The sequence below is a fragment of the Rhodoplanes sp. P11 genome (assembly GCF_964266735.1).
Taxonomy (GTDB): Bacteria; Pseudomonadota; Alphaproteobacteria; order Rhizobiales; family Xanthobacteraceae; genus Rhodoplanes; species Rhodoplanes serenus.
This window is the reverse complement of sequence record NZ_CAXWGY010000001.1, coordinates 662,351-688,603: the sequence shown is the minus strand read 5'-3', so window position 1 is coordinate 688,603 and position 26,253 is coordinate 662,351. Positions and strand designations below refer to the sequence as shown.

Below are 26,253 nucleotides of genomic sequence, written 5' to 3'. Positions count from 1 at the left end.
GGCGACGTGTTGTTGCAGGCAATCGGGGCCGCTGCCGCGACGGCAGCAGCCCGCACAGGCGGCGGCGTCAGCGCTTGCGCTCCAGCAGCGTCTCGGCCTTGGAGAAGTCGTCGGGTGTCATCACAGTCTGAAGATACTTCCAGAGCGATTCCTGCGCGGCCTCGGTCCAGCGGCGCTTCTCCTCGTCCGAGATCGACAGAATGCGCATGCCGCCGGCCTTCATCTTGTCGATCTGCTTGCCTTGCTGCTCGGCGAACCAGTCGCGCGTCCACGCCTGGGTCTGCTTCACCGCGTCCATCACCACGGCCTGGAGATCGGGCGGCAGCGCGTCCCACTTCTTCAGGTTCATCGCGATGCCGGTGCCGCTGCGGTACATCGGATGGTCGATCATGAACTTGGTGACGTTCTGCCAGCCGTAATTGGCGAAGCCGTCGGCGACCGGCCAGGTGAAGCCCTGCACGGTGCCACGATCCATGGCGAGGAAGATTTCGCTCGGCGGCAGCGTCACCGACTCGGCGCCGACCCCCTGCACGAAATAGCGGGTGAGCGGCGGCACCCGGACCTTGAGGCCCTTGAGATCGGCGACCGCCTTGATCTCCTTCTGGGCGTGCAGGAAGTGCGAGCCGATGCCGGGCACGCCGGTGTAGTGGCCGAGGTAGCGGACGCCGCGCCGCTTGTACATCTCGCCCATGAAGTCGAACAGCGCGCTGCCCGGCCCCTGATCGGGGACCTCGAAGCTCGACAGCTCGGTGACGTAGCCGCCCGGAATGACGCCGGCCCAGTAGTTCGGTGCGCCGTACCAAACGTCGAACACGCCGTTGACCAGCGCCTCGGGCTGATCGAACACCGGCACCACGTCCTCGGCGCCGACATAGCGAATGGTCAGCCGACCCTTCGACAGCTCGCCGACCAGATCCTTGAACTTGTGCCCGACATCCGCATAGGGCGACACGCCCGGCGCCCAGGCGCCCACCATGCGCAACGTGACGCGCTGCTGCGCCTCCGCCGACGGCGGACCGGCCAGCACCGCGAGACCGAGCGCCAGCCCGGCCAAACCGAGTTTCGTGACACCTCGCCTGCTCGCCATCGCGGCAACCTCCCTGCGTTTTCCTGCCATGCCGCGACGTGGCGCGGCTGTTGTTAGAGGTCGCGGACACCCAGGCGGGCATCCGGCCGTTTTCCGCACGATACGGTTCGCATGCAATGCTGTCTACAATTCTTTTCACGTTGCATACAAATTCTGGCTTCGCTAGGCTCCCGCATGATCGTTCATTGCGATCGTCGGAAAGCCGTGCGCGCCGCTGCATCGTTGCGCCGCCGGCCGTCGGGTGAGGGCCGCCGATGAGACCATCCAGCTTCCGCTATCACAAGGCAGAGAGCGTGGATCACGCGCTGGAGCTGCTGGCTCGCTTCGGCGAGGACGGCCGTCCGCTCGCCGGCGGCCAGAGCCTCGTGCCGATGATGAACCTGCGGCTGGCGGCGCCCGAGCATCTCGTCGACATCGGCGGCCTGCCGCTCGCCGACATCGCCTTCACCGACACGGCGATGCGGGTCGGCGCCCTGGTGCGCCACCGGCAGTACCTCGCCGAGCCGCGCGTGGCCCACCATTTCCCGGCGCTGCACGAGGCGGTCACCTGGATCGGCCATCCGACCATCCGCCAGAACGGCACCACCGGCGGCAGCCTGTCGCACGCCGATCCCACCGCCGAGCTGGCGCTGGCGGCGATGCTCTATGATGCGGTGATGATCGTGCGCAGCACCGCGGGCGAGCGGCGCATCGCGGCGGCCGATTTCTTCGAGGACGCCTACGTGACCGCGCTGCAACCCGGCGAGATGCTGGTCGCGGCCGAGTTCCCGCTACCGCCCGCCGGCTCCGCCGGCGCCTTCGTCGAGTTCGCCGAACGGCGTGGCGATTTCGCCATCGCGGCGGTCGGCGTGTCGATCACCGTCGCCGACGGACGCATTGCCACCGCGGCGATCGCCTGCTCGGGCGCCGAGCCGCGACCGATCCGGGCGCCAGAGGTCGAGATGATGCTGTCCGGCCGGCCGCTCACCGATCCGCAGTCGCGCGCCGCGGGACGCCGGCTCGCCGCCGCGATCGACCCGGTCGGCACGTTTCTCACCACCGCGGACTACCGCAAGGCCCTGATCGGCGAGCTGACCGCACGGGCCATCGACACCGCTTGCGCGAGGGCTGCGAGCCGATGACGATCGACATCACCCTCACGGTGAACGGCACCGCCAGGACGGTGCGGGTGGAGACGCGCCGGCTGCTCGCCGATGTGCTCCGCCACGACTTCGCGCTCTCCGGCGTCCATGTCGGCTGCGCCCACGGCGCCTGCGGCTGCTGCACCGTCCATGTCGACGGAGCGCCGCGCCTCGCCTGCCTCACCTTCGCGGTTCAATGCGACGGCAAGGCGATCCACACGGTGGAGAGCCTCGGCGGTGTCGACGCGACGCACCCGCTCCAGCAGGCGTTCTCGATCGAGCACGGCCTGCAATGCGGCTACTGCACACCGGGCTTCCTGATGACGCTGGCGCCGTTCGTCGATGCCATGGTGGCCGAGCGCCGCGTGCCGGAGGACGCGGAGATCCGCGAGGCGATGAGCGGCAACATCTGCCGCTGCACCGGCTATCACGGCATCGTGGCGGCGGTCCGCCGGGCCGTCACCGAGCAGATCGAGACGGGGAGCGCTCAGCCATGACGATTGCGGATCGCCGGCACCAGATCGGCGGAGCTGATCGTCCGCGTCACGTCGGCGCGCGGGTCAGACGGGTCGAGGACCGCCGCCTGCTCTCCGGCGCGGCGCGCTATCTCGACGACATCCGCCGGCCCGGCATGCTGCATCTCGGCTTCGTGCGCGCCCAGGCGGCGCATGCGCGGATCACCGACATCGACACCAGCGCGCTCTCGGATCTCGGCGCCGAGATCCGGGTGTTCACCGGCCAAGACACAAGCGGCCTGTCCATCAAGGCGCCCGCCGGGCACGACCCGAAGAGCGCCGCACTGCCGGACGGCCATCAAGGCTACTGGCGCATGCAGGACTCCGAGCAGCCGCTGCTGGCCGACGGCGTGGTGCGCTTCGTCGGCGAGCCGATCGCCGCCGTGCTGGCCGAAGACGCCTATGTGGCCGAGGACGCCGCCGAGCGGATCGCGGTCGCCTACGAGGCGCTGCCCGTCGTCGCCACCATGGCGCAGGCGCAGGACCCGTCGATCCCGCCGCTGTTCGAGGGCTGGACCAGCAACGTCTATATCGAGCGGCAGATGGCGGGCGGCGATCTCGCCGCGGCACGCGCCGCCGCCGCCCATGTGATCCGCCGCACCTACTACAACCAGCGCCAGGCCGGCGTGCCGATGGAGGGCCGCGGCGTCATCGCGGCCTACGATCCGGCCGACCGCGTCCTCACCGTGTGGTCGTCGACCCAGATCCCGCATCTCGTGCGCACCTATCTGGCCGAGGAGCTGGGCTTCCCCGAGTCGCGCCTGCGCGTCGTCGCGCCGGAGGTCGGCGGCGGCTTCGGGGTCAAGGGCCAGGTGTTCGTCGAGGAGGTGCTGGTCGCCTGGCTGGCGCTGAAGACGGGCCGCCCGGTGAAATGGGTGGAGGACCGGCGCGAGCACCTGGTCGCCAGCATTCATGCGCGCGACCACCTGCATACGCTCACCGCCTATGTGGCGGCCGACGGCCGGCTGCTCGGCCTCGAAGCCGACATCACGGTCGATGTCGGCGCCTACTCGACCTTCCCGTTCACCGCCGGCGGCGATCCCGGTATGGCCGCCAAGGTGCTGCCCGGCCCCTACGACATTCCGGCCTACGCGGCGACCTTCCGGGCGCTCGCCACCAACAAGTGCCCGCTCGGCACCTACCGGGGCGTCGCCCGTCCCTCCGCGGTGTTCTCGCAGGAGCGGCTGATGGACGACATCGCGGCGGAAATCGGGATGGACCCGATCGCGCTGCGGCTGCGCAACGTCGTCCGCACCTTTCCCTACAAGAACGCGCTCGGCTTCTCCTACGACGAGGGCTCTTACGCGCAAGCGCTGGAGAGGGTCCGCGACCTCGTCGCGGAGGACCGCGCCGCGGCGCGCGCCTCGCGGGCGTCGGCCACCACGCGGATCGGCGTCGGCGTCGCCTGCTTCATCGAGCAGTCGTCGCACGGCACGCCCGACTTCACGCGGCGCCGGGTGCCGATCGAGACCGGCTACATCGCGGCGCGCGTCACGATGGAGCCCGACGGCGAGGTGACCGTCGATATCGGTCTCCAGAACCACGGCCAGGGCCACGAGACCGTGATGGCCCAGGTCGCCGCCGATGCGCTCGGCGTCGCCCCCGAGAACGTCCATGTGCGCCAGGGCGACACGCTGACGACCCCCTACTCGGTCGGCACCTGGGGCAGCCGCGGCGGCCCGCTCGGCGGCGGCGCCGTGCACGAGGCGGCGCTGAAGATCGCCGCCAAGCTGAAGGCGATCGCCGCCCACCTGCTCCAGACGGACGCGAGCTGCATTGCGCTCCACGGCGGCCGCGCCGTCGTGATCGGCAACGAAGGCAGCTACGTCGAGATCCGGCGGCTCGCCCGCATCGCGTTGCGCAATGTCGATCAGATGCCGGCCGGCATGGAGCCGGGACTCGAGGCGCAATGCAGCCTCGACGGCCCGGCCGACGGGACGTATTCCAACGCCGTGCACGCCGCCGTGGTGGAGATCGACATCGCCACCGGCAAGCTGCGGCTGCGCCGCTTCGTCGTGGTGGAGGACTGCGGCACCATCCTCAACCCGCTGATCGTCGACGGCCAGGTGCGCGGCGGCGTCGTCCAGGGCATCGGCTCGGCGATCCTCGAGCACTTCGTTTATGACGAGGATGGCCAGCCGCTGACCACCAGCTTCGCCGACTATCTGATGCCGCTGGCGCCCGAGATCCCGAACATCGAGGTGCATCACATCGAGACGCCGACGCCGCGCACGCCGCTCGGTGCCAAGGGGCTCGGCGAAGGCGGCGCCATCGGGCCGCCGGCTGCCATCGCCAACGCGGTCGCCGATGCGCTCGGCGTTCCGGTGAGCGCGACGCCGCTCAACGCCAACGCCCTCTGGACGCTGGCGGCCGACATCCGGGCAGCGGCGGAGACGGACCGCGGCGACTGATGCTGGCCGTCGCCGCTCTCGCCCCTCTTCGTCATGGCCGGGCCGCGACCCGGCCATCCATCAAAGGACGGACCAAGCTCTTCTGGGCTCATACTGATTTCGGGTGATCAGTGCACCGTCATTCCGGGGCGCCGCGCAGCGGCGAGCCCGGAATCCAGCGGCAAACTTGGAGCTTTCGGCGGGGTTCCGGATAGCCGCTTCGCGGCTTCCGGAATGATCACCGAATCGATCAGCTGGCTCTCGTATCAGTGGCCGCGCACGGGCTCGCCGTCGAGCAGCGCTCGGTAGACGTCCGGATCGGTCGCGCCCTCGGTGCCGAACAAGAGCACCCGGGAGCCCGCATCCAGGCCGAGCCGCGCCCGCATCTGCGGGTCGCTCGCCGCCGCGATCAGCCCGGCGAGGCCGGCTGCACCCGACTCGCCGATGGTCAGCGCCGGGTCGCCCGCCTCGGGTCGCGCCAGGCGGCGCAGTGCCGCGATCGCCGCGTCGTCGCCGACGTCGAGATAGCCGTCCGCCCCCTTCTCCAGAATGCGCCAGGCGGTCAGCGACGGCTCGTAGCATTCCAGCATCGCCATCACGGTCGGCTCGCCACTGTCGATGGCGATGCGGCGCCCGGCCGCGGCGCTCGCCTGAAGGCACGCCGCCCGCGCCGGCTCGACCACGACGAGGCGGGGCCGCGCCCCGTTCAGCCGGTCGAGGAAATAGCCGGCCACCACGGCGGCGAGGCCACCGACACCGCCCTGCACGAAGACATGCGTGGGATCGCTCTCCGACTGCTGCACGATCTCGTCGAGCATCAGCGTGTAGCCCTGCATCACGAGCCCCGGAATCTCCTCGTAGCCCTCGCGGGCGAAGTCCGAGACGGTAATCCAGCCTTCGCGCGCCGCCGCCGCGTCGGCCTCCGCCAGCGACTCGTCGTAGTTGCCGGCGGTGCGGCGGATCTCGGCGCCGAACCGCGCGATCGCCGCCTCGCGTCCGGCCGAAACGCCGGCGTGCAGGAAGACGACGCAGCGGCATCCGAACTTCTCGGCGCCGGCCGCGACCGAGCGGCCGTGATTGCCGTCGGTGGCGCAGCTCACCGTGAGGCCGGCGGCCACCGCCCGCACCGCGGGAGAGGTCAGCTCGGCGGGCGCGACGGGACGGCCGAGCGCCGCGGCGGCGTGCCGCTGCACCAGCTTGGCCACCGCATAGGCGCCGCCGAGCGCCTTGAAGCTGCCGAGACCGTAACGGCCGCTCTCGTCCTTGAGCGCGACGGCGCCGAGGCCGAGGCTGCGCGCGAGGCTCGGCAGCGCCACCAGCGGCGTCGGTCGGTAGTCCGGGAATGCGGGGAGATAGCGCCGGGCCTCGTCGACCGCCGACACGCCGACGATCGCCGCCTCGTCGGCGCCGAGCGGACTGTTGCGGTTCGGCGACCTGTTTTCGATCAGCGTCATGCGGCACCTTTCCTGAACGCACGACGACGCGCCGCAAAGCGGCGCGCCGTCTCGGGGGTGAGCAGAGCATCGTCGTGGACGCGCGGCCGGGTGCCGCGCCGCCGGCGACGACGGCGGAAACGCCGTTTCTACTGCTTGATCGTGAACACCAGGCTGAGGCTGTCGGTGTTGCTCTTGTTGATCGTGTAGTGGGGATCGCCCGGCTCGAACAGCACGGCCTGGCCCTTGGTCAACGTGAAGGTCTCGCGCCCGGTCTCGAACGTCAGCTCGCCCTCGGCGACGTAGAACACCTGCGCCCAATCGTCGTGGTGGTGCAGCTCGCCGCCGCCGCCCGGCGGTGCCTTGGAGACCTGGACGCAGAAGTTGCGGCCCGCGAAGGGAACCACGTCCAGGACCTTCAAGCCGCCGAAGTGGTTCGGCGGCGTCACGCCCTCGTCGTTCCCGTTCTTCCAGATCTTCATTCCAACGCTCCTCGTCGGGGGTCCGGAGCGGACCTCACGATATATAGTCCATATAGGGGCTGATCACACTGCGCACCGGCACCTGGATGATCGCCGGCTTGCGGCTCGCGACAGCATCGCGCACCGCGGCATCGATCGCCGCCGGGTCGGTGCAGAGATAGCCCTTGCCGCCGAGGCCCTCGGCGACCTTGCCCCAGTCGCGGCGCGGCAGCGCCATCTCGTAGGTCTCGCCGAAGGCGCCGGCCTGCGGCAGCGCGATGGCGCCCCAGCACTCGTCGTCGAGCACCACGACGATGAAGGCGCGGCCATAGCGTTCCGCCGTGTCGAGCTCGGCGACGTGGAAGCCGACGCCGCCGTCGCCGACGAACACGACGACCGGCGCATCCGGGTCCGCGAAGCTGGCGCCGGCCCCGTATGGCACCTCGGCACCGAGCGCGCCGGACTGGCCGGCCCGCAGGTAGCGGCCGGGCGCCCGCAGGCGCAGCCGTGCGTCCGCCCAGAAGTCGACATTGCCGTGCGACGACACGTAGATGGTGTGGGCCGGCGCGGCCGCCGTCACCGCATCGACCGCGGCAATCGGATGCAGCCCCTGATTGTCGCTCTCGCCCCGCTGGGCGTCGCGCTCCTCTGTCCACGCGGCTGCGAGCCCCGACGCCCAGGCGCGATCGGTCGCCATCGCGGGCGCCTCGGCGAGCGTCGCGACGAACTGCGACGCGGAGGCCGGGATCGCCAGATCGGCGCGGCGATTCTTGTGCAGCAGCGCGCGGTCGGAGCACACCTGCACGATGCGGGCGTCCGCTCCGACGGTATCACCGAACTCCAGATCGAACTCGAAGTGATGACCGACCATCAGGATGCAGTCGGCCTCGGCGAGCGCCCGGCGCAGCGTGCCGTTGCACGGCGCGTAACCGGGACCGACCCACTGGGCATGATGCTCGTCGACGATGCCGCGGGCGAGGCGCAGGGTGGCGAATGGCAAGCCGTGCCGCTCGATCGCCGCGACGAGGCGGTCCGAGCGGTCCCAGAAGGTCTCGTCGCCGAGCAGCAGCAGCGGACGCTTCGCCTGTGCCAGCAGGGCATGCAGCGCGGCGGTGTCGGCGGCCGAGACGGCGGCGGCACCGACCGCGGCCGGCCGCGGACGACGAACCGCGGGATCGACCGTCGCGTTGAGGATGTCGGTCGGGATCTCCAGGAACACCGGGCCGGGGCGGCCCGCCCACATCTCGCGCCAGGCGATATCGAGATACTCGGGAATGCGGGCCGGATCGGTCACCCGCGCGGCCCACTTGGTCACCGTCTGCATCGCCGGCAGCACCTCGTAGGACATGCCGGCGCCGCGCTCGAGCGTCGTCGTCGCCGCATGAGCGCCGACGATGATCAGCGGCGTGCCCGCCATCATGGCGACCAGCGCCGGCGTGACCGCATTGGTGACGCCGGGCCCGAGCGTCACCACTGCGGCGCCCGGCCGGCCGGTGACGCGCGACGACGCCTCGGCCATGAAGCAGGCGGCCGCCTCGTGGCGAGCGTGGACGAGCGGCAGGCCGCGATGAGTGCAGGCCCGATAGATGGCATTGATCGGCCCGCCCGACACCGAGAACACATGGGCGACACCCGCGGTCTTCAGCCAGTCGACCACCGCGGCGCCGCCATCGAACGGCGCCGTGCCGGCACCGGCCGCCTCTTGGATCTGATCAGTACGCACGGGACTTGCCTCCGTCGAGGGCGATCGCCACCCCGGTGGTGAATCCGGACCGCTCCGACGCCAGCATCGCCACCATGGCGCCGAAGTCCTCCGGGCGGCCGAAATGCCCGACCGGCACCTCCTCCAGCCACACCGTCTCGGCGGCGGCGCGCCCGCGACCGTCGCGCGCCTCGGTGGCGCTGACGAGATCCTTCATGCGGTCGGTGGCGAACGGGCCCGGACATAGGCAGTTCACCAGGATGCCCTCGTGCGCGAACTCGATCGACAGCGACTTGGCGAGCCCCACGATGGCGAGCCGCAGCGAGTCCGACAGCACCATGTTGGGCTGCACCACCTTCACGCCGACGGTGGTGACGAAGATGATGCGGCCCCAGCGGCGCGAGCGCATGTGCGGCAGCACGGCGTGGCAGAGGTCGACCATGGCGAGCAGCGTCTCGTCCAGCGACTGCTGCCAGGCGGCGCGCGGGAAATCCAGGAACGGACCGGATGCCGGCCCGCCGGTGTTGCCGACGAAGATGTCGAGCCCGCCGAGGCGCGCCGCCACCTCGTCGACGGCAGGCGCCAACGTCTCGCCGCGAGCGAGATCCATGCGCACCGCGATCGCCTCGGCGGCGCCGGCGGCCCGCAGCTCGGCCACCAAGCCCTGCATGGCGTCCGGGTTACGCCCCGCGACCGCCACGCTCGCCCCTTCGGCCGCCAGCGCCAGCGCCGATGCGCGGCCGAGGCCGCGCGATGCCGCGGTGACCAGAGCCCGCTTACCCGTCAGTCCCAGATCCATGCGTGTCGCCCGCCTCCATGGTGACTCGGCGTAACACCTCGCACACGACCTGTCAAACTATGTCGACAATCATTCTGAGATTGTATACGTTCTGCATCGTGCCGACCCGCTGGCGGCGGCCGCGCCCAGGATGGAGATCCCGATGAAGAGCACGCCCCTGCGCATTCCCCTCGTCTGCGGCCGGCAGATTCTGAACGATGGCTCCGACGGTGTCGGTCACAGCGTCGATCCGGCCACCGGCGAGGTGATCGCCGTGTTCGCCCGCGCCGGCGCTGCCGAGGTGGAGCTGGCGGTCGCGGCGGCACGCGCCGCCTTCGACACCGGACCGTGGCGGAAGATGCGGCCGTTCGAGCGGGCGCGGATGCTCCAGCGGGTGGGCGAGATCATCCTGGCGCGGCGCGACGACATCGCCCGGCTGGAGAGCCAGGACAGCGGCAAGCCGCTGCGCGACGCCTACTGGGAGGTGGACTGCGCGGCGCGCTTCTTCGAGTTCTACGGCGGCGCCGTCGACAAGCTGCATGGCAACTCGATCCCGCTCGGCCCGAACTGGAGCGACTGGACCGTCAAGGAGCCGATCGGCGTCAGCCTGCACATCATTCCGTGGAACTACCCGTTCCAGCTCATCGCCCGCGGCGTCGCCCCGGCGCTCGCCGCCGGCTGCGCCGTGATCATCAAGCCGTCGGCCGACACGCCCTGCACCGCCTGGGAGTTCGTCAAGGCGTGCCAGGAGGCGGGCCTGCCGGACGGACTCGTCAACCTGGTCAACGGCCGCGGCTCGGTGGCCGGCGATCTGCTCGCCCGCCACAAGGGTGTCGACCAGATCACCTTCACGGGCTCGGTGGAGACCGGCGAGCGCGTGATGGTGGCGGCCGCCTCGCATGCGGTGCCGTGCAACATGGAGCTCGGCGGCAAGTCGGCGCAGCTGCTGTTCGCCGACGCCGACCTCGACCGGGCGCTGCCGATCGTCGCCAACGGCGTGTTCACCCACTGCGGCCAGGTCTGCAACGCCGGCACCCGCCTTCTGGTCGAGCACGCGATCCACGACGAGGTGGTGGCCCGTCTGCACGAGCGGACCAAGGGCATGCGGCTCGGCGCCGGGCTCGACGACCCCGACATGGGGCCGCTGATCAGCAAGTCGCATCAGGCGAGCGTCGAGCGCTACTACGACGTGGCGCGCCAGGAAGGCGAGCTGCTGCTCGGCGCCGAGACGCCGTCCGATCCCAAGCTCGCCGGCGGCGCCTTCGTGCGGCCCGCTTTGGTGGTCGGCGCCGGCAACCGCTCGCGTATCGCCCGCGAGGAGATCTTCGGCCCGGTGCTGACCGTGATTCCGTTCCGCTCCGCCCAGGAGGCCGTCGACATGGCGAACGATTCGCCGTTCGGTCTCGTCGCCGGCGTCCACACCACCAACATCTCGGCGGCGCTCGCCGCCGCCGAGGCGCTGCGCGTCGGCCAGGTGTGGATCAATGCGTTCGGGGTCGGGCTCGACGTCGAGTTCCCGTTCGGCGGCTACAAGCTCTCGGGCTTCGGCCGCGAGAAGGGGCTGGAGGCGCTCGCCGCCTATCAGCAGATCAAGAACGTCTGCATCCATCACCCGATGCCGCCGGCGCCCGCCGGACGGCCGGACGGCGTCGTCTCCGCCGACTGACGTCGCGGCGGCTCGCGTCGTGCCCCGGCGCGACCCGCCTCCCCCGCCGACGGCGTTCCGCGCGGCGCACCCCCAACCAGAAGGACTTCTCCCGTGGCCATGACGATGACCGGGCAGGTGGTGCTGCCGACCGATCGCGCCACCGTGTGGGCGGCGATCAACGATCCCGACATCCTGAGGCAGTCGATCCCGGGCTGCCAGGACTTCGCGAAGGTGAGCGACACCGAGTTCACCGCGACCGTCAAGGTCGCGGTCGGTCCGGTGAAGGCGACCTTCAAGGGCCGCGTGCAGCTCACCGACATCGAGGCGCCGACCGGCTGCCGCATCGTCGGCGAGGGCCAGGGCGGCGTCGCCGGCTTCGCCAAGGGCGGCGCCCGGGTGCGGCTCGACGACGCGCCCGACGGTGGCACGCGGCTCGACTACGACGTCGAGGCGCAGATTGGCGGCAAGCTGGCGCAGCTCGGCGGCCGCCTCGTCAACGGCGTCGCCAAGAAGTACGCGGACGAGTTCTTCGGCAATTTGAGCAGGGCGCTGGCGCCCGCGACGCCGGACGCGCCCGCGGGTGACACGACGGCATCCGATCCGGCACCTCGGACAGCACCTGTGGGCTCGTCCAGCTAGAACGCCATCCGACCAAACCGGCCGCCGCCGTCCTCACGGACGGCGCCGGCGAGGTCGTGGCGAGCGGCCCTCCTGTGGCACACTCCGGATTCGCCGGGTGACGGATTCGGATGTGGAGACCGGAATGAGGATGCCTCGTCGTGACATCGCTCCCCTGGCGGCTGCGGCCGTCGCCCTGATCGCAACCGCCGGGAGCGCGCTCGCCCACGTCGGCACAGAGCCCCACCTGCATGGGTTCGCGGACGGGTTCGTGCATCCGCTGTTCGGCCCCGACCACCTCGCCGCCATGGTGGCGGTCGGCCTGTGGTCGGCGACGCTCGGCGGCCTCGCCGTCGCGGCGGTGCCGGCCGCCTTCGTGGCCCTGCTGATCGGCGGCGCCCTCCTCGGCGCCGGCGGCGTGGCGCTGCCGGCGGTGGAGCCGGTGATCACCGCCTCGGTGATCGTGCTCGGGCTGCTGGTCGCGCTCACGGTGCGGCTGCCGCCGTTGCCGGCGGCCCTCGTGGTCGGGCTGTTCGGCCTGTTCCACGGCTGCGCCCACGGCACCGAGATGCCGGCCGCGGCGGCGCCGCTCGCCTACGGGCTCGGCTTCGTCACCGCCACGGCGCTGCTGCATGGGACCGGCATCGCGATCGGCCTCGCGCTCGGGCGCACCGCGAGCCGATCGGCGACGCGCCTCGCGGGCGCCGGCGTCACTGCGTTCGGCATCGTCCTCGCCGTGCTCGGCTGAGGTCGCGAGTTGCGGCGGCGGCTCGGCCCGCCGCCGTGACGAGCGCGTCGTCGTGACGATCGCGTCAGACGTGCGGCGCCCGACGATCCCGCGACGCCCGCACCGGGACTGCGCCAAAAAGCCCAGGTGTTGCCCTGCCGTCTGTTGCAGGGAGCCCCGTGCCGTTCGGCCTGTTCGAGATCGCCGCGAGCCTGATCACCCGGACTCGGCCAGGCTCCGGCCTGGTCATGGAAGATGCCTGACGTGACGTCGTGCTCGACCTGGCACGCAGCGCGCGCGACGAGCCGTTTCGCTGGCGGGCCTGATCGGGCGCGCCGCTCGGGTCCGGCGAACTACGCATCAGGCGTGCCCCGCCTCGCCTCTGACCAAAAAACCGTGTTGGTTCAGCCGCTCGACAGCGTTCGCGCCGGCCTGTCCATCTGTAACCTGAACCGCAGCCCTCCCGAACTACGGGTCGAGATCACCGGGCCTCGTCGGCCCGACACGGGAGGGAGCACCATGGTGTCCAACATTCGATCTGCGGTCTTCACCTTCGGCCTCGCCGCCGTTCTCGCCGTCGCCGCTGCGGCGGGCGCCCGGGCGGGCGGGAGCGACTATGCATTCGAACCGACCGCCCCCGAGATCAAGAAGGGCGACGATGTGGTGGTGACGCTGCGCCTCGTCCACAAGCCGACGGGCAAGCCGGTCTCCGACGCGGTCATCTTCCGCACCCGGATCGACATGGGGCCGGACGGGATGGCCGACATGGTCTCGCCGGTCGAGGCCGTGCCGTCGAAAGAGCCCGGCACCTATGCGTTCAAGACCGACCTCCCGATGGCAGGTCGGTACCAGTTCCTCCTCGCCGCGAAGGTGCAGGGCGAACCGGACACGGTGCAGAGCAAGGTGATTCTGAAAGCGACCAAGTAACGCAAAGCCGGTAAGGGCGGCGAGAGCCAGCGGCAGAACAGGCCGTCCGGAATGTCCCGAAGGGGGGTCGACCATGGGTAAATCAGTCGTTCGCGGTCTGGTGATCGCCACACTGCTGGCGGGGGCCGCGTCCCTGTCGGTGCCTTTCGTGGTAAACCGTCTCCTGCCCGCACAGGCCGAGACCCACGCCGGCGCGCACGACCGCGGCGCCAGAACGCAGCCGATTCTCTACTGGCGCGATCCGAGCGGGCGGCCATCCTGGTCGGCGAGCCCGACCCAGGACGCCAGCGGACGTCCCTATCTCCCGGTCTACGATGCCGACGAGCCGCCGCTCGCCGGCGTCCCCAAGCCGGCGGTGGCCGATGCCTCCCGCAAGATCCTGTACTACCGCAATCCCATGGGCCTGCCCGACGTGTCGCCGACGCCCAAGAAGGACCCGATGGGGATGGACTACGTCCCGGTCTATGACGGCGAGGAGCCGACCGGCGGCGCCATCAAGGTCAGCTTGGCAAAGATTCAGCGCAGTGGGGTGCGCACCGAGCCCGCGAGCACGCGCGTGCTGATCCGGCCGGTGCGCGGCGTCGGCACGGTGAAGTACGACGAGAGTCGCCTGACCGCCGTCACGGTCCGCTCCGAGTCCTATGTCGAGGACCTGTTCGTGAACACGACGGGCGCCCGGGTGCGGGCTGGCCAGCCGCTGTTCCGGATCTACAGCCGGGACATCCAGCTCGCCCAGGTGGACCTCAACGTGGCGATCTCGGCCCAGAGCCGTGGGGTCGGCGGGCTGGGCCCGCAACCCGTCGACGGCGCGATGCAGAAGCTGCGCAATCTCGGGGTGCCAGAGCGGCATATCGAGGAGGTCCGCACCAAGGGCATCAACCCGCGCACCGTGAACTGGGTGTCGGCGGGCGACGGCGTGGTGATCGAAAAGAAGATCGTGAACGGCCAGCGGCTGATGCCGGGCGACGAGCTCTATCGCATCGCCGACCTCTCCCGGATGTGGGTGATCGCCGAAGTCTCGGAGCTGGATCTTCCCTCGATCGCGGAGGGCATGCATGCCTCGGTTACCCTGCGGGCCTATCCCACCGAGCCGCGCGAGGGGACCGTGACGTTCATCTATCCCGACCTGCGGCCGGAGACGCGGACCGCACGGGTGCGCATCGAGCTGGACAACCCGGACGGCCGCCTCCGCAACGACATGTACGCCGACGTGGTGTTCCATGCCGGAGCGGATGCGGAGCCGGCCGTCACGGTCCCGGAAAGCGCCGTGATGGACTCCGGCTCGCGCAAGGTGGTGTTCGTCTCCAAGGAGGATGGTCGCTTCGAGCCGCGCGACGTCAGGCTCGGCCGGCAGGGCCAGGGCTATGTCGAGATCCGTGACGGTGTCGCCGAAGGCGAGGCCGTGGTGACCACCGCGACCTTCCTGATCGACTCGGAAAGCAACCTGAATGCGGCGCTGAAATCGTTCGTCGTGCCGGAGCAGACGCCATGATCGCGGCCATCATCCGCTGGTCGGCACGCAATATCTTCCTGGTCGGCCTGGCCACCCTGTTCGTCACCCTCGCCGGCATCTACGCCGTCTATCGCGTCCCGCTCGATGCCATTCCGGATCTCTCCGACGTCCAGGTGATCGTCTACACCGAGTACCCCGGCCAGGCCCCGCAGGTGGTCGAGGACCAGGTCACCTATCCGCTCGCGACCTCCATGCTGAGCGTGCCGAAATCGAAGACGGTGCGGGCCTTCTCGTTCTTCGGCGTGTCCTTCGTGTACGTCATCTTCGAGGACGGGACCGATCTCTATTGGGCCCGCTCGCGCGTGCTGGAGTACCTGAGCGCCGCACAGCGGAGACTGCCGACCGGCGTCACCCCGTCGCTCGGTCCGGACGCGACCGGCGTCGGCTGGGTCTATCAGTACATCGTGCGCAGCACCCAGCACACGCTGGCCGAGCTGCGCAGCATGCAGGACTTCCAGATCCGCTACGCGGTGGCGAAGGCAGACGGTGTCGCCGAGGCGGCGAGCGTCGGCGGCTTCGTCAAGCAGTACAGCGTCGTGGTCGATCCCCGTCGTCTGCAAGCGCTGGGCATCCGGCTCGATCGCGTGAATGCCGCCATCAAGGCCAGCAACCGTGATGTCGGCGGCCGCACCGTCGAGCTGTCGGAAACCGAGTTTGCCATTCGCGGGCGGGGCTACATCAAGAGCCTCGAAGACTTGCAGAACGTCGTGGTCAAAAGCGGCCAAGGAGTCCCGGTCTTCCTGCGCGACGTCGCCCGGGTGGAGATCGCGCCCGACGAACGGCGCGGCATCACGGAGGTGGACGGCGAAGGTGAGGCGGTCACCGGGATCGCCCTGCAACGCTCCGGCGAGAACGCGCTGACCGTCATCGACAACGTCAAGAAGCGATTGGCCGAGATCGCCTCGAGCCTGCCTGCGGGCGTCGAGATCCTGCCGGTCTACGATCGCTCCGACTTGATCTATCGGGCGATCGACACCCTGAAGGCGACTCTGATCGAGGAGAGCCTCATCGTCGCGGCCGTCTGCGTCCTGTTCCTGCTGCATGTCCGTAGCGCCTTCGTGGCCATCGTGACGCTGCCGGTCGGGGTGCTGATCGCCTATCTGCTGATGGACCTGCTCGGCCTCTCGTCGAACATCATGAGCCTCGGCGGCATCGCCATCGCGGTGGGCGCCATGGTGGACGCCTCCATCGTCATGATTGAGAACGCCCACAAGCATCTCGAGCGGGCGCCGCCCGGCAAGCCGCGCAGCGAGTCGCTGATCGAGGCGGCGGTCGAGGTCGGGCCGGCCCTGTTCTTCAGCCTCCTGATCATCACCGTCTCGTTCCTGCCGATCTTCGCGCTGGAGGCGCAGGAAGGCCGGATGTTCAAGCCGCTCGCCTACACCAAGACCTTCGCGATGGGCGCCGCGGCCTTCCTGTCGGTCACCCTGGTCCCGGCCTTGATGCTCCTGTTCGTTCGCGGCCGCATCATGCCGGAGCACAAAAACCCGGTGAACCGATTCCTCATCTGGGCGTATCGGCCCTTCATCGTCGCGGCGCTGCGTTTCAAAGGAACCACGATCCTCGCAGCGCTTCTGATCCTGGCCGCGACGGTGTGGCCCGCCATGAGGCTCGGCTCGGAGTTCATGCCGACCCTGAACGAAGGGACACTATTCTACATGCCGACCGCCTTCCCGGGCCTGTCGGTCACCAAGGCGGCCGAGCTGCTGCAAACCCAGAACAAGATCATCAAGAGCTTCCCCGAGGTGGCGTCGGTGTGGGGCAAGGCCGGCCGGGCCTCCACCGCCACCGACCCGGCCCCGACCGAGATGTTCGAGACCGTCATCAACCTCAAGCCGGAGGCCGAGTGGCGGCCCGGGATGACGATCGACAAGCTGATCGCCGAGATGGATGGCGCGCTCCAGTTCCCGGGCGTCTCCAATGCCTGGACGATGCCCATCAAGGCGCGCACCGACATGCTGTCCACCGGCATTCGCACGCCGATCGGCATCAAGGTCTACGGCTCCGATCTCGCCGAGCTGGAACGGCTCGCCCGTGCCATCGAGTCGGCGGTCCGCATGGTGCCCGGCACCACCAGCGCCTTCGCCGAGCGGGTGATCGGCGGCTATTACCTCAACATCGATCCCGATCGCGCCCAGATCGCGCGGTACGGAATCACCATCGACGACCTCCAGACGATGGTCGCGTCGGCGCTCGGCGCCGAGCCGGTGACGACGACGGTCGAGGGCCGTGAGCGCTATTCGGTGAGCGTGCGTTACCCGCGCGATCTGCGCAGCCACCCCGACGCGATCGCGTCGCAGCTCCTCATCCCGACTGCCGAGGGTGCGACGGTGCCGCTCGGCCAGCTCGCCCGGGTGGCGCTCGAGCGCGGCCCGTCGACGATCCGCACCGAAAACGCCCAACTCGCCGTCTATATCTATGTCGACATTCGGGACCGGGACGTCGGCGGCTACGTCGCCGATGCCCAGCGGGCGGTGCGCGAGCAGGTGCAGTTCCCACCCGGCTACTACATCGGCTGGAGCGGTCAGTTCGAGTACATGGAGCGCGCCAAGGCCCGCCTCCAGATCGTGGTTCCGGTGACGATCCTCATCATCTTCCTCCTGCTGTACCTCAACTTCCGCCGGGTCACCGAGAGCCTGATCGTCATGCTGTCGGTGCCTTTCGCGCTCGTCGGCGGGCTGTGGATGATGTGGTGGCTGGGCTTCAACCTGTCGGTCGCGGTGGCGGTGGGGTTCATCGCGCTCGCCGGCGTCGCGGCCGAAACGGGCGTCGTCATGCTGATCTATCTCGATCATGCGTTGAAGGAGCTTCAGGCCGAGCGCCTCGCCCAGGGGCGACCGTTCACGCGCGACGACCTCCGCGCCGCGATCATGACGGGCGCGGTGGAGCGGGTGCGGCCCAAGATGATGACCGTCGCGGCCATCATGGCCGGTCTTCTGCCGATCATGTGGAGTCACGGCACCGGCGCCGAGGTGATGCAGCGGATCGCGGTTCCGATGATCGGCGGCATGGTGTCGTCGACCGTGCTGACGCTGATCGTCATCCCGGCGATCTACGCCGTGGTGAAGAGCCGCGGGCTGCCGCCGGCCGCCGAACACCCTTCGCCGACCGGCACGGCCGACCAGCATGATGCACACAATTCCGCCCTGACGACGGCGAGCTGACGTATAGAGACCCGATGCATCCGATCGAGTCCGAGCTCAAGGCCCTGATGGTGGCGAGCCTGGCCGGTGACGCGCGCGCGCACCGGGACCTCCTCCGCAAGCTGAGCGGCTATCTGCGGGGCTACTATCGCGGCCGGCTGACCCGGATGGGACGTGGTGTCTCGGAGGCCGAGGATTTGGTGCAAGAGGCTCTGATGGCGATTCATGTCGGGCGTCACACCTACGATACCGCCGAGCTGCTGACGCCGTGGGTGCATGCGATCGCCCGGTACAAGCTGCTGGACTTTCTGCGTCGCACCCGCGTCTCGGCGACCAATGTCGCTCTCGACTACGCCGAGGAGGTCGTCGCCGTCGATGACAGCGCCAGCACGGAAAGTGCCCTCGATCTCGGCCGCCTCTTGACGATGCTGCCCGCACGGATGCGGGAGGCGATCCAGATGGTCAAGATCGACGGCCTGAGCGTCGCCGAGGCGGCCACCCGGTCGGGCGCCTCGGAATCGGCCATCAAGGTCAACATTCACCGAGGGCTGAAAGCCCTCTCCGCAGCGATCTCCCGGGAGAGGACACCATGAGGACCGACGACCTGATCGATCTCCTCAGCACGCATGTCGACCCCGTCGACCGGCACAAGGTCTCGCGCTCCATCCTGGTCGCCGTGGGCCTCGGCGCGGTGGCGGCGGTGGCGCTCGTCTTCCTCGTGTTCGGCGCCCGCCAGGACCTCGGTCATGCGGATGCGCATGCGTATATCGGGGCGAAGCTGGCGTTCTCGGTGGCGGTGGTCGCCCTGTCGTCCGTGTATCTCGGGCGGCTGGCTCGCCCGGGCGGCGAACGCCGTATTTCGCTGCTGGTGGTCGCGTTGCCGTTCATCGGCATCATGGCACTCGCCGGAATCGCGCTGATGATGGCGCCGCCAAGCCACTGGGACGACGCGGTGATGGGCGATCGGTGGCTGGAGTGCCTCGTCTCCATCCCGCTGATCGCCGTGGTCCCGTTCGCCGCGACGATGTGGGCGGTGCGGCAGCACATGCCGACCGATCTGCGACGGGCCGGCGCGCTCGCCGGTCTGCTGGCCGGTGGCCTCAGCGCCACCGGCTACGCGCTCCACTGCATGGACGATTCGGTGCCGTTCGTGGCCGTCTGGTATGGGGCCACGATCGTCCTGTGCGCGGCGGCAGGCGCGCTGCTCGGACCGAAGCTTCTCAGGTGGTGAGGCGCGGGGGTTGACGGCGGGTGGTGAGGGGTGCGGCTGCGCACCGGAGCCGGACGCCGGAGTCCGCGGCCCTATTGGTACAGCTGGGTGGACTCGAACCACCGACCTCCTGATCCACAGTCAGGCGCTCTAACCAACTGAGCTACAGCTGCACGGGCGCGATGGGCACCGCGGCCGGGCACGCGGCCCGGCAAGCGCGCGGAACCTAGGCGGAGACGAGCGGTTTGGCAAGCCGCTGTCGCACCCGGCCGTGCTGTTCCGGATGGACCCGGCGACCGGCGCAAAGCCCGGGGGCCGGGCCGCCGAGGAGACCGGCGATCCGGCCGTGAAGCCGCTCAGGCGGCGCGGCTCGCCGCCGGGGCACCGCGGCCCGCGAGCGGAACGCCGGCGGGCGGCCGGGCGCGGGCGGCGTTCACCGCCTCCACGGAGCGTGAGATCGCCCGCCACAGGCCGACGATCTCGGCCGCCGCCGCCGAGGACGGGTCGATCTCCGGCGCGCTGGCCCCGGCCGCCAGCGACAGGGCGAAGCCGGCCCGCTGGGTGATCTGGCCCGACCACACCGGAATGCCGAGCTTGTCGAGATGGGAGCGGGCATGGACGACGACCGGGGAGTCGCGGTCGTCGCGGCGGGCCGGCGCCGCGTTCATCACCACCGCGTAGGGCTTGTCGCGCTCCTGGGCGGTCTTCACGGTCTCCCGCACGGCATGCAGATCGAACAGGCCGGGGCGCGCCGGGATCACCACCAGGGTCGAGGCGCGGATCGCCTCGCTCACCACCACCCACATGGTCGGCGGCGTGTCGATGAAGACGTAGTCGTAGCCCTCCAGCATGGCGACGGCGAGCAGCCCGTCGACCCCGCGGGCGGCGCTCTTCACCACCGGCTTGCCGTCGCGGCGCAGCGACTGCCAGAGGGTCAGCGAGCCCTGCGGGTCGGCATCGATGAGCAGGCAGCGGTGGCCGGCGAGATGCGCGGTCGCGGCCAGGTGTGCGGTGAGGGTGCTCTTACCCGCGCCGCCCTTGCGCGAAGCAAGCGTAATGACGTTCATGGGTGTCTCCTCGGCTGCCTTCCGCGAGCCTGAGGCCATCATGGTTAACGGGTGGTAAACGGCTGAACCGCAGGGATTTTTCGCGCACCGCGCCAGCCCGCCGGAGCGCGCCGCCGCGAAATTGCCGCAAATATCAAAGTCTTGCCGCATTCGCGCTCGCCACCCGCGGTGGCGCCGGCCATGCCGGACGCCACTGAAGCGTGTGCCCGGCTCGGCGGCCGGCGCAACGAATCCGGAGACGGCGAATCGCTCAGTGGCCGGCGAGCCCGCGGAGCGCCGCCAGGAGATTGGCGGAAGCGAGCGGCGCAAAGCGGACCACCACCCGATGGGGGCCGGCAGGAACGTCGATGGCGCGAAACAGGATGTCGGCCGGGCGGATCGGCACGGGGGCGCCGTCCACCGCGGCGATCCAGCCCGGATAGAACAGGTCGTGCAGCACCAGGGTGGCGGCCTCGGCCGCCGCGGTCTCGATCTCGATCCGGTCCGGACGCCAGGCCACCAGGCGCGCCGCGCCCAGCGCCCCACCCGGCCCGATCGCCGCTTCGGCCGACGTCGTGCCGCTCCCTCGAGCCCGCAGCTCCACCCGCGGCCGGGCGCCCGGCAGCCGGTAGACCCAGGCACGCGGGCCGGCGAGCAGGAGCTCGGCGTCCGGCACCTGCGGCAGGTTCGGCATCGTCTCGATCGGCGCGCCGAGCACCAGGATGGACAGGCCGAGGGCGCGGGCGAGCGGCGCATCGAAGCCGGAGAACGACGGCGGAAAGCGGCGGAAGCCGAAGCGCCAGTTCTCCTCGCCGGGGGCGACCAGGCGATCATAGGCGCCGATGCGCAGCGGATTGTAGCCGTTGGTCGCCTCCAGGCCGCGCACCATGGCGAGGTTCTGCCACGGGCCGCCCATCCCGATCACCTCGACGCGCGGCCGCTCGCCGGCCGCCTGCGCTTCGGCCACCGCCCGCTCCACCACCACCAGGACCGCGGCATCGGCCGGGTCCGGTGCCTCGAGGGCCGCATAGAGGGCACGCGGCTCGGCGTTGAGGCGAAACGCGCCGTTCCAGCCGACCAGCTCGGCCGCCGCCATCGCCGCGACCACGGCGGCCGCGAGCCCGCGCCGCCCGGTGCGCGCCCCGGCGACCAGCACGACCCCGGCGACCGCGGTGACCGCCGCGCTGATCGCGAGCGCCATCGCGGCGTGGCCCGCCTGCCCGCTCGCCGCGGCGAACGCCACGGCCGCAGCTGCCGGCCCCGTCACCACGGCGGCCGCCAGCAGCGCCGGCAGCATCCGGTTTTGCGGCAGCCCGTCTCGCACATAGGCGGCGAGCAGCGCGCCGGCGAGCGGCGCCAGCGCGGCGACGAGCACGAAGGCGCCGTCCACCGGCCGGCGGAACAGGTCGACCCCCGGCAGATGCGCGAACGCGAGCGGAAACACCGGCGTGTAGCGGCCCAGCATGTAGACCAGCGCCAGCGCCGCCACCGCCGCCCACAGGCGGCAGCCCCGGCGCACGACGCCGCCGCCTGCCAGACCGAGCCAGGCGATCAGCAGCACCGGCACCGCACCGACGAACAGGTAGTTGAACGAGTCGTCGGTGTTGGCGAGATCGGGCGAGGCCGGCCCGCCGGGACCGAAGTAAGTGCCGTGGGTACCGAACACGTCGGCCGCCCACAGGGTGGCGAGATTGGCCGGATGCAGCGAGCCGGCGAGCGCATCGGCGAGCGTCACAGCCGGACGGTTGGACAGCGCGGCGAATTGCAGCGTCAGCAGCATCGGCACGACGGCGACACCGAGCGCGACCATCGCCATGACGGCGAGCACGCCGAGCCGGCTCGTCAGGAACCGCCCCGGCCGCGGCGCCGCGACCAGCCGGACGATGGCGGCCACCGCCACCACGACGCACAGCAGCAGCGCCACCTGGTTGCGGCCGAGCACCAGCAGGGCCGCCGCCACGCCGGCCGCCAACGCGGCCGCGGTGGAGCGATGATCGAGCGCGACATCGACGAGCAGCAGCACGGCCGGCAGGAGCGCGTAGCTGACGATCATGCCGGTGTGCTGGAGCCGCCCGGCGGCGACGCCGCCCAGCATGAACACGGCGGCGGCCAGCACGCAGGCGGCGGCCGGCCAGCCGGCGCGCCGCCCGATCAGTGCCAGCGCGAGGCCGCCGGCGAGCAGATGCGACGACACCAACAGATCGAAGGTTCGCAGCGAGGGGGCCGGATCGATCAGCGCCCAGAGAACGAACAGCGGCGCGAAGACGAGCGACTGCGGGTCCGCGATGCTCGGATGGCCGCCGTAGTGGAAGGGATTCCAGAACGGCGTCGCGCCCGCCTCGATCGCGGCGGCGAGAAAGCGGAAGAAGGCGTAGACCTGGTTCTTGGAATCCCACGGCACCACGGTGCCGGCCGCGACGGTGCGCGCCACCGCAGCGCCCCAGACGGCGACGACCGCGGCGATCATCGGCCACAGCGGGGCGCGGGCCGTGCCGTCGGTCGGTCCTGTGCCCGCCCGTGCGTCACCCGATCGTCCCGGGTTCCCGCATCGCGGAGCCGCGCCGGGCCGCCGCAGCTCCGGCGCGGAGAGTTCGGGCGCAGAGGGATGCATCGGTTCCGCGATCTCTGGGCTTGCGGTGGTGCGATTGGGCATCGCGGCGCGACGCTGCCGGAGCCCCGTGGCCCGGTCAAGCGGCCGGACGAAAAGGTCGGACCGATCGTCGCAAACGACTTCCGCATTCGACCTGACCACGCCATAAAGAGTGGGCAACCGTCGCGACGCGGCGTCCCGATCGACCGACGCTCGATCCGCCGCCCCCGATCCGCCGACCCGATCCGCCGACGTCCCCTGACGACGTCACGACCCACCGAGCAGCCGAGCCGATATCGTTTCGCATGACGCAAAAGCCCATCGAACAGACCTGCACCCCCCGATGATCCGCTCGCTCTGCTCGTTGAGCCGCATGGCTTGGACCCACTGCGTTATCGCGCTGAACGTCGTTGCCCGCGTCGCGGAGGCGGCGCCGGCCGATGCCGCGCACGCTCTCGCCCGCCGCCCGTGCGTCCGGTGACGTGAATGCAGCTCGCCCTGATCGCTCTGGTTCCACTGCTCGGCGCCCTGCTGCCGCCGCTCGCGATGCGCGCCGGCCGCAATGTCTGCACCGTCGTCACCGCCGGCGTCACGCTCGCGGCCCTCGCGGTGCTGGCCGCGGCGGCGCCCGCCGTTCTGCGGGGCGAGACGGTGCGGACCGGCACCGACTGGGTGCCGCAGCTCGGCCTGTCGTTCCGCTTCATGCTCGACGGCCTCGGCCTGTTCTTCGCCGGCCTGATCCTCGGCATCGGCCTGCTGATCATCGTCTATGCCCGCTCCTACTTGGCGCGCAGCGAGCCGGCCGGGCGCTTCTTCGCCTATCTGCTCCTGTTCCAGGGCGCCATGACGGGCATCGTGATCAGCGACAACGTGCTGCTGCTCGTCGTCTTCTGGGAGCTGACCAGCCTCTCGTCGTTCCTGCTGATCGGCTGGTGGAGCCAAGCTCCGGAAGGTCGCCAGGGCGCCCGCATGGCGCTGATCGTCACCGGCGGCGGCGGGCTCCTCTTGATGGCCGGCATGCTGCTGCTGGGCCAAGCCGCCGGCTCCTACGAGCTGTCGGTCATCCTCACCCGCGGCGACATCGTGCGCGCCTCGCCGCTGTACATCCCGATCCTGCTGCTGGTGCTCGGCGGCGCCTTCACCAAGTCGGCGCAGTTCCCGTTCCATTTCTGGCTGCCGCACGCCATGGCGGCGCCGACTCCGGTGTCGGCCTACCTGCACTCCGCCACCATGGTGAAGGCCGGCGTGTTCCTGCTGGCGCGCCTGTGGCCGGTGCTGTCCGGCACCGAGGCATGGTTCCTCGTCGTCAGCACGACGGGCCTCGTCACCATGCTGGTGGGCGCCTGGATCGCGCTGTTCAAGACCGACCTGAAGGCGATCCTCGCCTACTCGACGGTGAGCCAGCTCGGCCTGATGACCATGCTGCTCGGCTTCGGCACCCCGGAGGCGGCGGTCGCCTGCCTGTTCCACACCCTCAATCATGCGACCTTCAAGGCGGCCCTGTTCATGGGCGCCGGCATCGTCGACCACGAGACCGGCACCCGCGACATCCGCCGGCTCGGCGGTCTCGTGCGGCTGATGCCGGTCACGGCGGCGTTGTCGCTCGTCGCCGCCGCCGCCATGGCCGGGGTGCCGCTGCTCAACGGCTTCGTCTCCAAGGAGATGATGCTGGCCGCCGCCTACGATACGCGCTGGGCCGACCTTCCCTGGCTGGTGCCGGCGGGCGCCACGCTCGCATCGCTGCTGTCGGTCGCCTATGCGGCGCGGTATGGGTTCGGCGTGTTTCTCGGCCGGCGGCGCGAGCCGGCGGCGACACCGGCGCACGATCCGCCCGCCGCGATGTGGGCGCCGGTCGCCGTGCTGGTGGTGCCGGTGATCGCCATCGGCGTCGCCCCACAGCTTCTCGCCGGCCCCCTCGTGGCGGTCGCGGCCGGCTCGACCATCGCGGCCGGCTCGGCCATCCCGGTCGATCTCGCGCTCTGGCACGGCGTCAATCCGGCTCTGCTGATGAGCGTGACGGCGCTCGTCGGCGGCGTCGCGCTGCTCGCCATCTGGGCGGGGCTCGACCGGCTGCGGGCGCGCATCGGCGCGCCGGATGCGAAGGCACTGTTCGACCGCGGGATCGACGCCACCGTGGCAGCGGCGCGCGCCACCATCGGGGCGCTGCACACCGAGTCGCTGCCGCGCTATCTCGCCGTGATCCTCGCCACCACCGTGGCGGTGGGCACCGCCGGCTTCCTGTCGGGAACCTACGCGCCCGGCACGCGGGCGCTGCTGCCGGTGGGGCCGCCTAGCCTGGTCGCCTTCCTGGCACTCGCCGCCGCGAGCCTCGCGGTGGTCGTGGTGCATGGCCGTCGGTTGCTCACCCTGGTGCTCACCGGCGTGGTCGGCCTGATGGTGTCGCTGGCCTTCCTCAAGCTGTCGGCGCCGGATCTCGCCCTCACCCAGATCACCGTCGAGGTGGTGACCACCATCCTGATGCTGCTCGCCCTGAATCTTCTGCCCAAGCGCACCCCGCCGGAGACCGGGCGGTTGCGGCGGCTGCGCGACGCGGTGATCGCCGGCGCGGCGGGACTCGGCACCGCCGGCCTCGCCTACGCGGTGATGACGCGCGACCTCGCCGACACCATATCGGACTTCCACATCGCGCAGGCCAAGCCCGGCGGCGGCGGCACCAACGTCGTCAACGTCACCCTGGTCGACTTCCGCGGCTTCGACACCTTCGGCGAGATCATCGTGCTGTGCATCGCCGCACTCGTCATCGTCGCCATGCTGGAGACCGCGCTGCGCGGCGCCGCGGCCCGCCGGCTCGATCAGCTCAGGCGCAGCCCGCTCGCCGCCGACGTGCATCCGCTGGTGCTGGTGGTGGTCACCCGCTTGCTGCTACCACTCGCTCTGACGGTCGGCGTCTACATCTTCCTGCGCGGCCACAACCAGCCGGGCGGTGGCTTCGTCGCCGGCCTGGTGGTGGCGATCGCCCTGATCATGCAGTACATCGCCAGCGGCTACGGCTGGGCGGCCGACCGCCGCCGCTTCGACGCCCATGTGCTGCTCGGCGCCGGGGTGCTGCTCGCCGGCGCCACCGGCCTCGGCGCGCTCCTGTTCGGCCGACCGTTCCTCACCAGCGCGTTCGGGCATCTCGACCTGCCGCTCGTCGGCGACGTCGAGCTCGCCACCGCGATGCTGTTCGATGCCGGCGTGTTCCTCACCGTGGTCGGCACCGTGGTGCTGTCGCTCGCCCGCATCGCCCGGGTGGAGCAGCGCGTCGAGCGCGGCACGGCCGTCCGCAGCAGCACTGCTGCGCACAATGGCGCCGCGCGCAGCGGCGCCGGGGAGGCGTGACG

Annotated in this window: 19 protein-coding genes and 1 tRNA gene; 12 read left to right on the top strand and 8 right to left on the bottom strand. The window is 70.7% G+C overall.

Annotated features, from left to right (window positions below):
• Positions 1-67: 67 nt before the first annotated feature.
• Positions 68-1,087 (bottom strand): TRAP transporter substrate-binding protein, encoded by a 1,020-nt coding sequence (locus tag ACFQUV_RS03105; RefSeq protein ID WP_165363764.1) that lies wholly within the window; start codon positions 1,085-1,087, stop codon positions 68-70.
• 254 nt (positions 1,088-1,341) lie between these two features.
• Between ACFQUV_RS03105 and ACFQUV_RS03100 the strand changes: the two genes are divergently transcribed.
• From ACFQUV_RS03100 to ACFQUV_RS03090, 3 genes are read left to right on the top strand one after another with little or no spacing between them, the layout of a single operon-like run.
• The gene (locus ACFQUV_RS03100; RefSeq protein WP_129607674.1) at positions 1,342-2,208 is read left to right on the top strand and encodes a xanthine dehydrogenase family protein subunit M; all 867 of its coding nucleotides are present in this window, start codon (positions 1,342-1,344) and stop codon (positions 2,206-2,208) included.
• A complete protein-coding gene (locus tag ACFQUV_RS03095; RefSeq protein ID WP_207211356.1) occupies positions 2,205-2,705 on the top strand; it encodes a (2Fe-2S)-binding protein in 501 nt (166 codons plus the stop codon). Before ACFQUV_RS03100 ends, ACFQUV_RS03095 begins: the two co-directional genes overlap by 4 nt.
• A complete protein-coding gene (locus tag ACFQUV_RS03090) occupies positions 2,702-5,134 on the top strand; it encodes a xanthine dehydrogenase family protein molybdopterin-binding subunit (RefSeq protein ID WP_129607675.1) in 2,433 nt (810 codons plus the stop codon). Before ACFQUV_RS03095 ends, ACFQUV_RS03090 begins: the two co-directional genes overlap by 4 nt.
• A 245-nt stretch (positions 5,135-5,379) precedes the next feature.
• On the opposite strand, the gene ACFQUV_RS03085 is transcribed toward ACFQUV_RS03090, so the two are convergent.
• The 4 genes from ACFQUV_RS03085 to ACFQUV_RS03070 form a co-directional block, all read right to left on the bottom strand.
• The gene (locus ACFQUV_RS03085) at positions 5,380-6,567 is read right to left on the bottom strand and encodes a diaminopropionate ammonia-lyase (RefSeq protein ID WP_129607676.1); all 1,188 of its coding nucleotides are present in this window, start codon (positions 6,565-6,567) and stop codon (positions 5,380-5,382) included.
• A gap of 128 nt (positions 6,568-6,695) precedes the next feature.
• A complete protein-coding gene (locus tag ACFQUV_RS03080; RefSeq protein ID WP_111385242.1) occupies positions 6,696-7,028 on the bottom strand; it encodes a cupin domain-containing protein in 333 nt (110 codons plus the stop codon).
• Positions 7,029-7,062: 34 nt separating this feature from the next.
• On the bottom strand, positions 7,063-8,730 hold the full coding sequence (locus ACFQUV_RS03075; RefSeq protein WP_129607677.1) for a thiamine pyrophosphate-binding protein: 1,668 nt from the start codon (positions 8,728-8,730) through the stop codon (positions 7,063-7,065).
• The gene (locus ACFQUV_RS03070) at positions 8,720-9,508 is read right to left on the bottom strand and encodes an SDR family oxidoreductase (protein ID WP_111385240.1); all 789 of its coding nucleotides are present in this window, start codon (positions 9,506-9,508) and stop codon (positions 8,720-8,722) included. Before ACFQUV_RS03070 ends, ACFQUV_RS03075 begins: the two co-directional genes overlap by 11 nt.
• Before the next feature lie 142 nt (positions 9,509-9,650).
• Here ACFQUV_RS03070 and ACFQUV_RS03065 point away from each other — a divergent pair, with 142 nt between their 5' ends.
• The 8 genes from ACFQUV_RS03065 (at position 9,651) to ACFQUV_RS03030 (ending at position 19,294) form a co-directional block, all read left to right on the top strand.
• Complete coding sequence (locus ACFQUV_RS03065) at positions 9,651-11,153, top strand: aldehyde dehydrogenase family protein (protein ID WP_129607678.1); 1,503 nt, start codon at positions 9,651-9,653, stop codon at positions 11,151-11,153.
• Between the two features lie 93 nt (positions 11,154-11,246).
• Positions 11,247-11,774 (top strand): CoxG family protein, encoded by a 528-nt coding sequence (locus ACFQUV_RS03060; protein ID WP_129607679.1) that lies wholly within the window; start codon positions 11,247-11,249, stop codon positions 11,772-11,774.
• A 124-nt stretch (positions 11,775-11,898) separates the two neighbouring features.
• The gene (locus ACFQUV_RS03055; protein WP_244601441.1) at positions 11,899-12,501 is read left to right on the top strand and encodes a HupE/UreJ family protein; all 603 of its coding nucleotides are present in this window, start codon (positions 11,899-11,901) and stop codon (positions 12,499-12,501) included.
• A gap of 498 nt (positions 12,502-12,999) precedes the next feature.
• Positions 13,000-13,407 carry a FixH family protein gene (locus ACFQUV_RS03050; RefSeq protein WP_129607712.1) on the top strand — a complete coding sequence of 136 codons (408 nt, stop codon included), beginning with the start codon at positions 13,000-13,002 and terminating at the stop codon, positions 13,405-13,407.
• A 73-nt stretch (positions 13,408-13,480) separates the two neighbouring features.
• On the top strand, positions 13,481-14,899 hold the full coding sequence (locus tag ACFQUV_RS03045; protein ID WP_129607680.1) for an efflux RND transporter periplasmic adaptor subunit: 1,419 nt from the start codon (positions 13,481-13,483) through the stop codon (positions 14,897-14,899).
• Positions 14,896-18,084: an efflux RND transporter permease subunit gene (locus ACFQUV_RS03040; RefSeq protein WP_207211357.1), complete on the top strand. Its 3,189-nt coding sequence runs from the start codon at positions 14,896-14,898 to the stop codon at positions 18,082-18,084. The genes ACFQUV_RS03045 and ACFQUV_RS03040 overlap by 4 nt, the downstream gene beginning before the upstream one ends.
• Before the next feature lie 14 nt (positions 18,085-18,098).
• Positions 18,099-18,656 (top strand): sigma-70 family RNA polymerase sigma factor, encoded by a 558-nt coding sequence (locus tag ACFQUV_RS03035; protein ID WP_129607681.1) that lies wholly within the window; start codon positions 18,099-18,101, stop codon positions 18,654-18,656.
• On the top strand, positions 18,653-19,294 hold the full coding sequence (locus ACFQUV_RS03030; RefSeq protein ID WP_129607682.1) for an NrsF family protein: 642 nt from the start codon (positions 18,653-18,655) through the stop codon (positions 19,292-19,294). The genes ACFQUV_RS03035 and ACFQUV_RS03030 overlap by 4 nt, the downstream gene beginning before the upstream one ends.
• A 75-nt stretch (positions 19,295-19,369) precedes the next feature.
• Here the strand turns inward: ACFQUV_RS03030 and ACFQUV_RS03025 are convergent.
• The 3 genes from ACFQUV_RS03025 to ACFQUV_RS03015 all read right to left on the bottom strand — a co-directional run bounded on the left by ACFQUV_RS03025 (position 19,370) and on the right by ACFQUV_RS03015 (position 22,786).
• Positions 19,370-19,446: transfer RNA gene (locus tag ACFQUV_RS03025), tRNA-His, on the bottom strand.
• A gap of 183 nt (positions 19,447-19,629) precedes the next feature.
• Entirely contained in the window at positions 19,630-20,340 is a 711-nt protein-coding gene (locus ACFQUV_RS03020; protein WP_129607683.1) for a ParA family protein, read from the bottom strand.
• A 250-nt stretch (positions 20,341-20,590) separates the two neighbouring features.
• Entirely contained in the window at positions 20,591-22,786 is a 2,196-nt protein-coding gene (locus tag ACFQUV_RS03015) for a hypothetical protein (protein WP_129607684.1), read from the bottom strand.
• A gap of 609 nt (positions 22,787-23,395) precedes the next feature.
• On the opposite strand from ACFQUV_RS03015, the gene ACFQUV_RS03010 reads away from it, so the two are divergent.
• Positions 23,396-26,251 (top strand): monovalent cation/H+ antiporter subunit A, encoded by a 2,856-nt coding sequence (locus tag ACFQUV_RS03010; protein ID WP_129607685.1) that lies wholly within the window; start codon positions 23,396-23,398, stop codon positions 26,249-26,251.
• Positions 26,252-26,253: the final 2 nt, after the last annotated feature.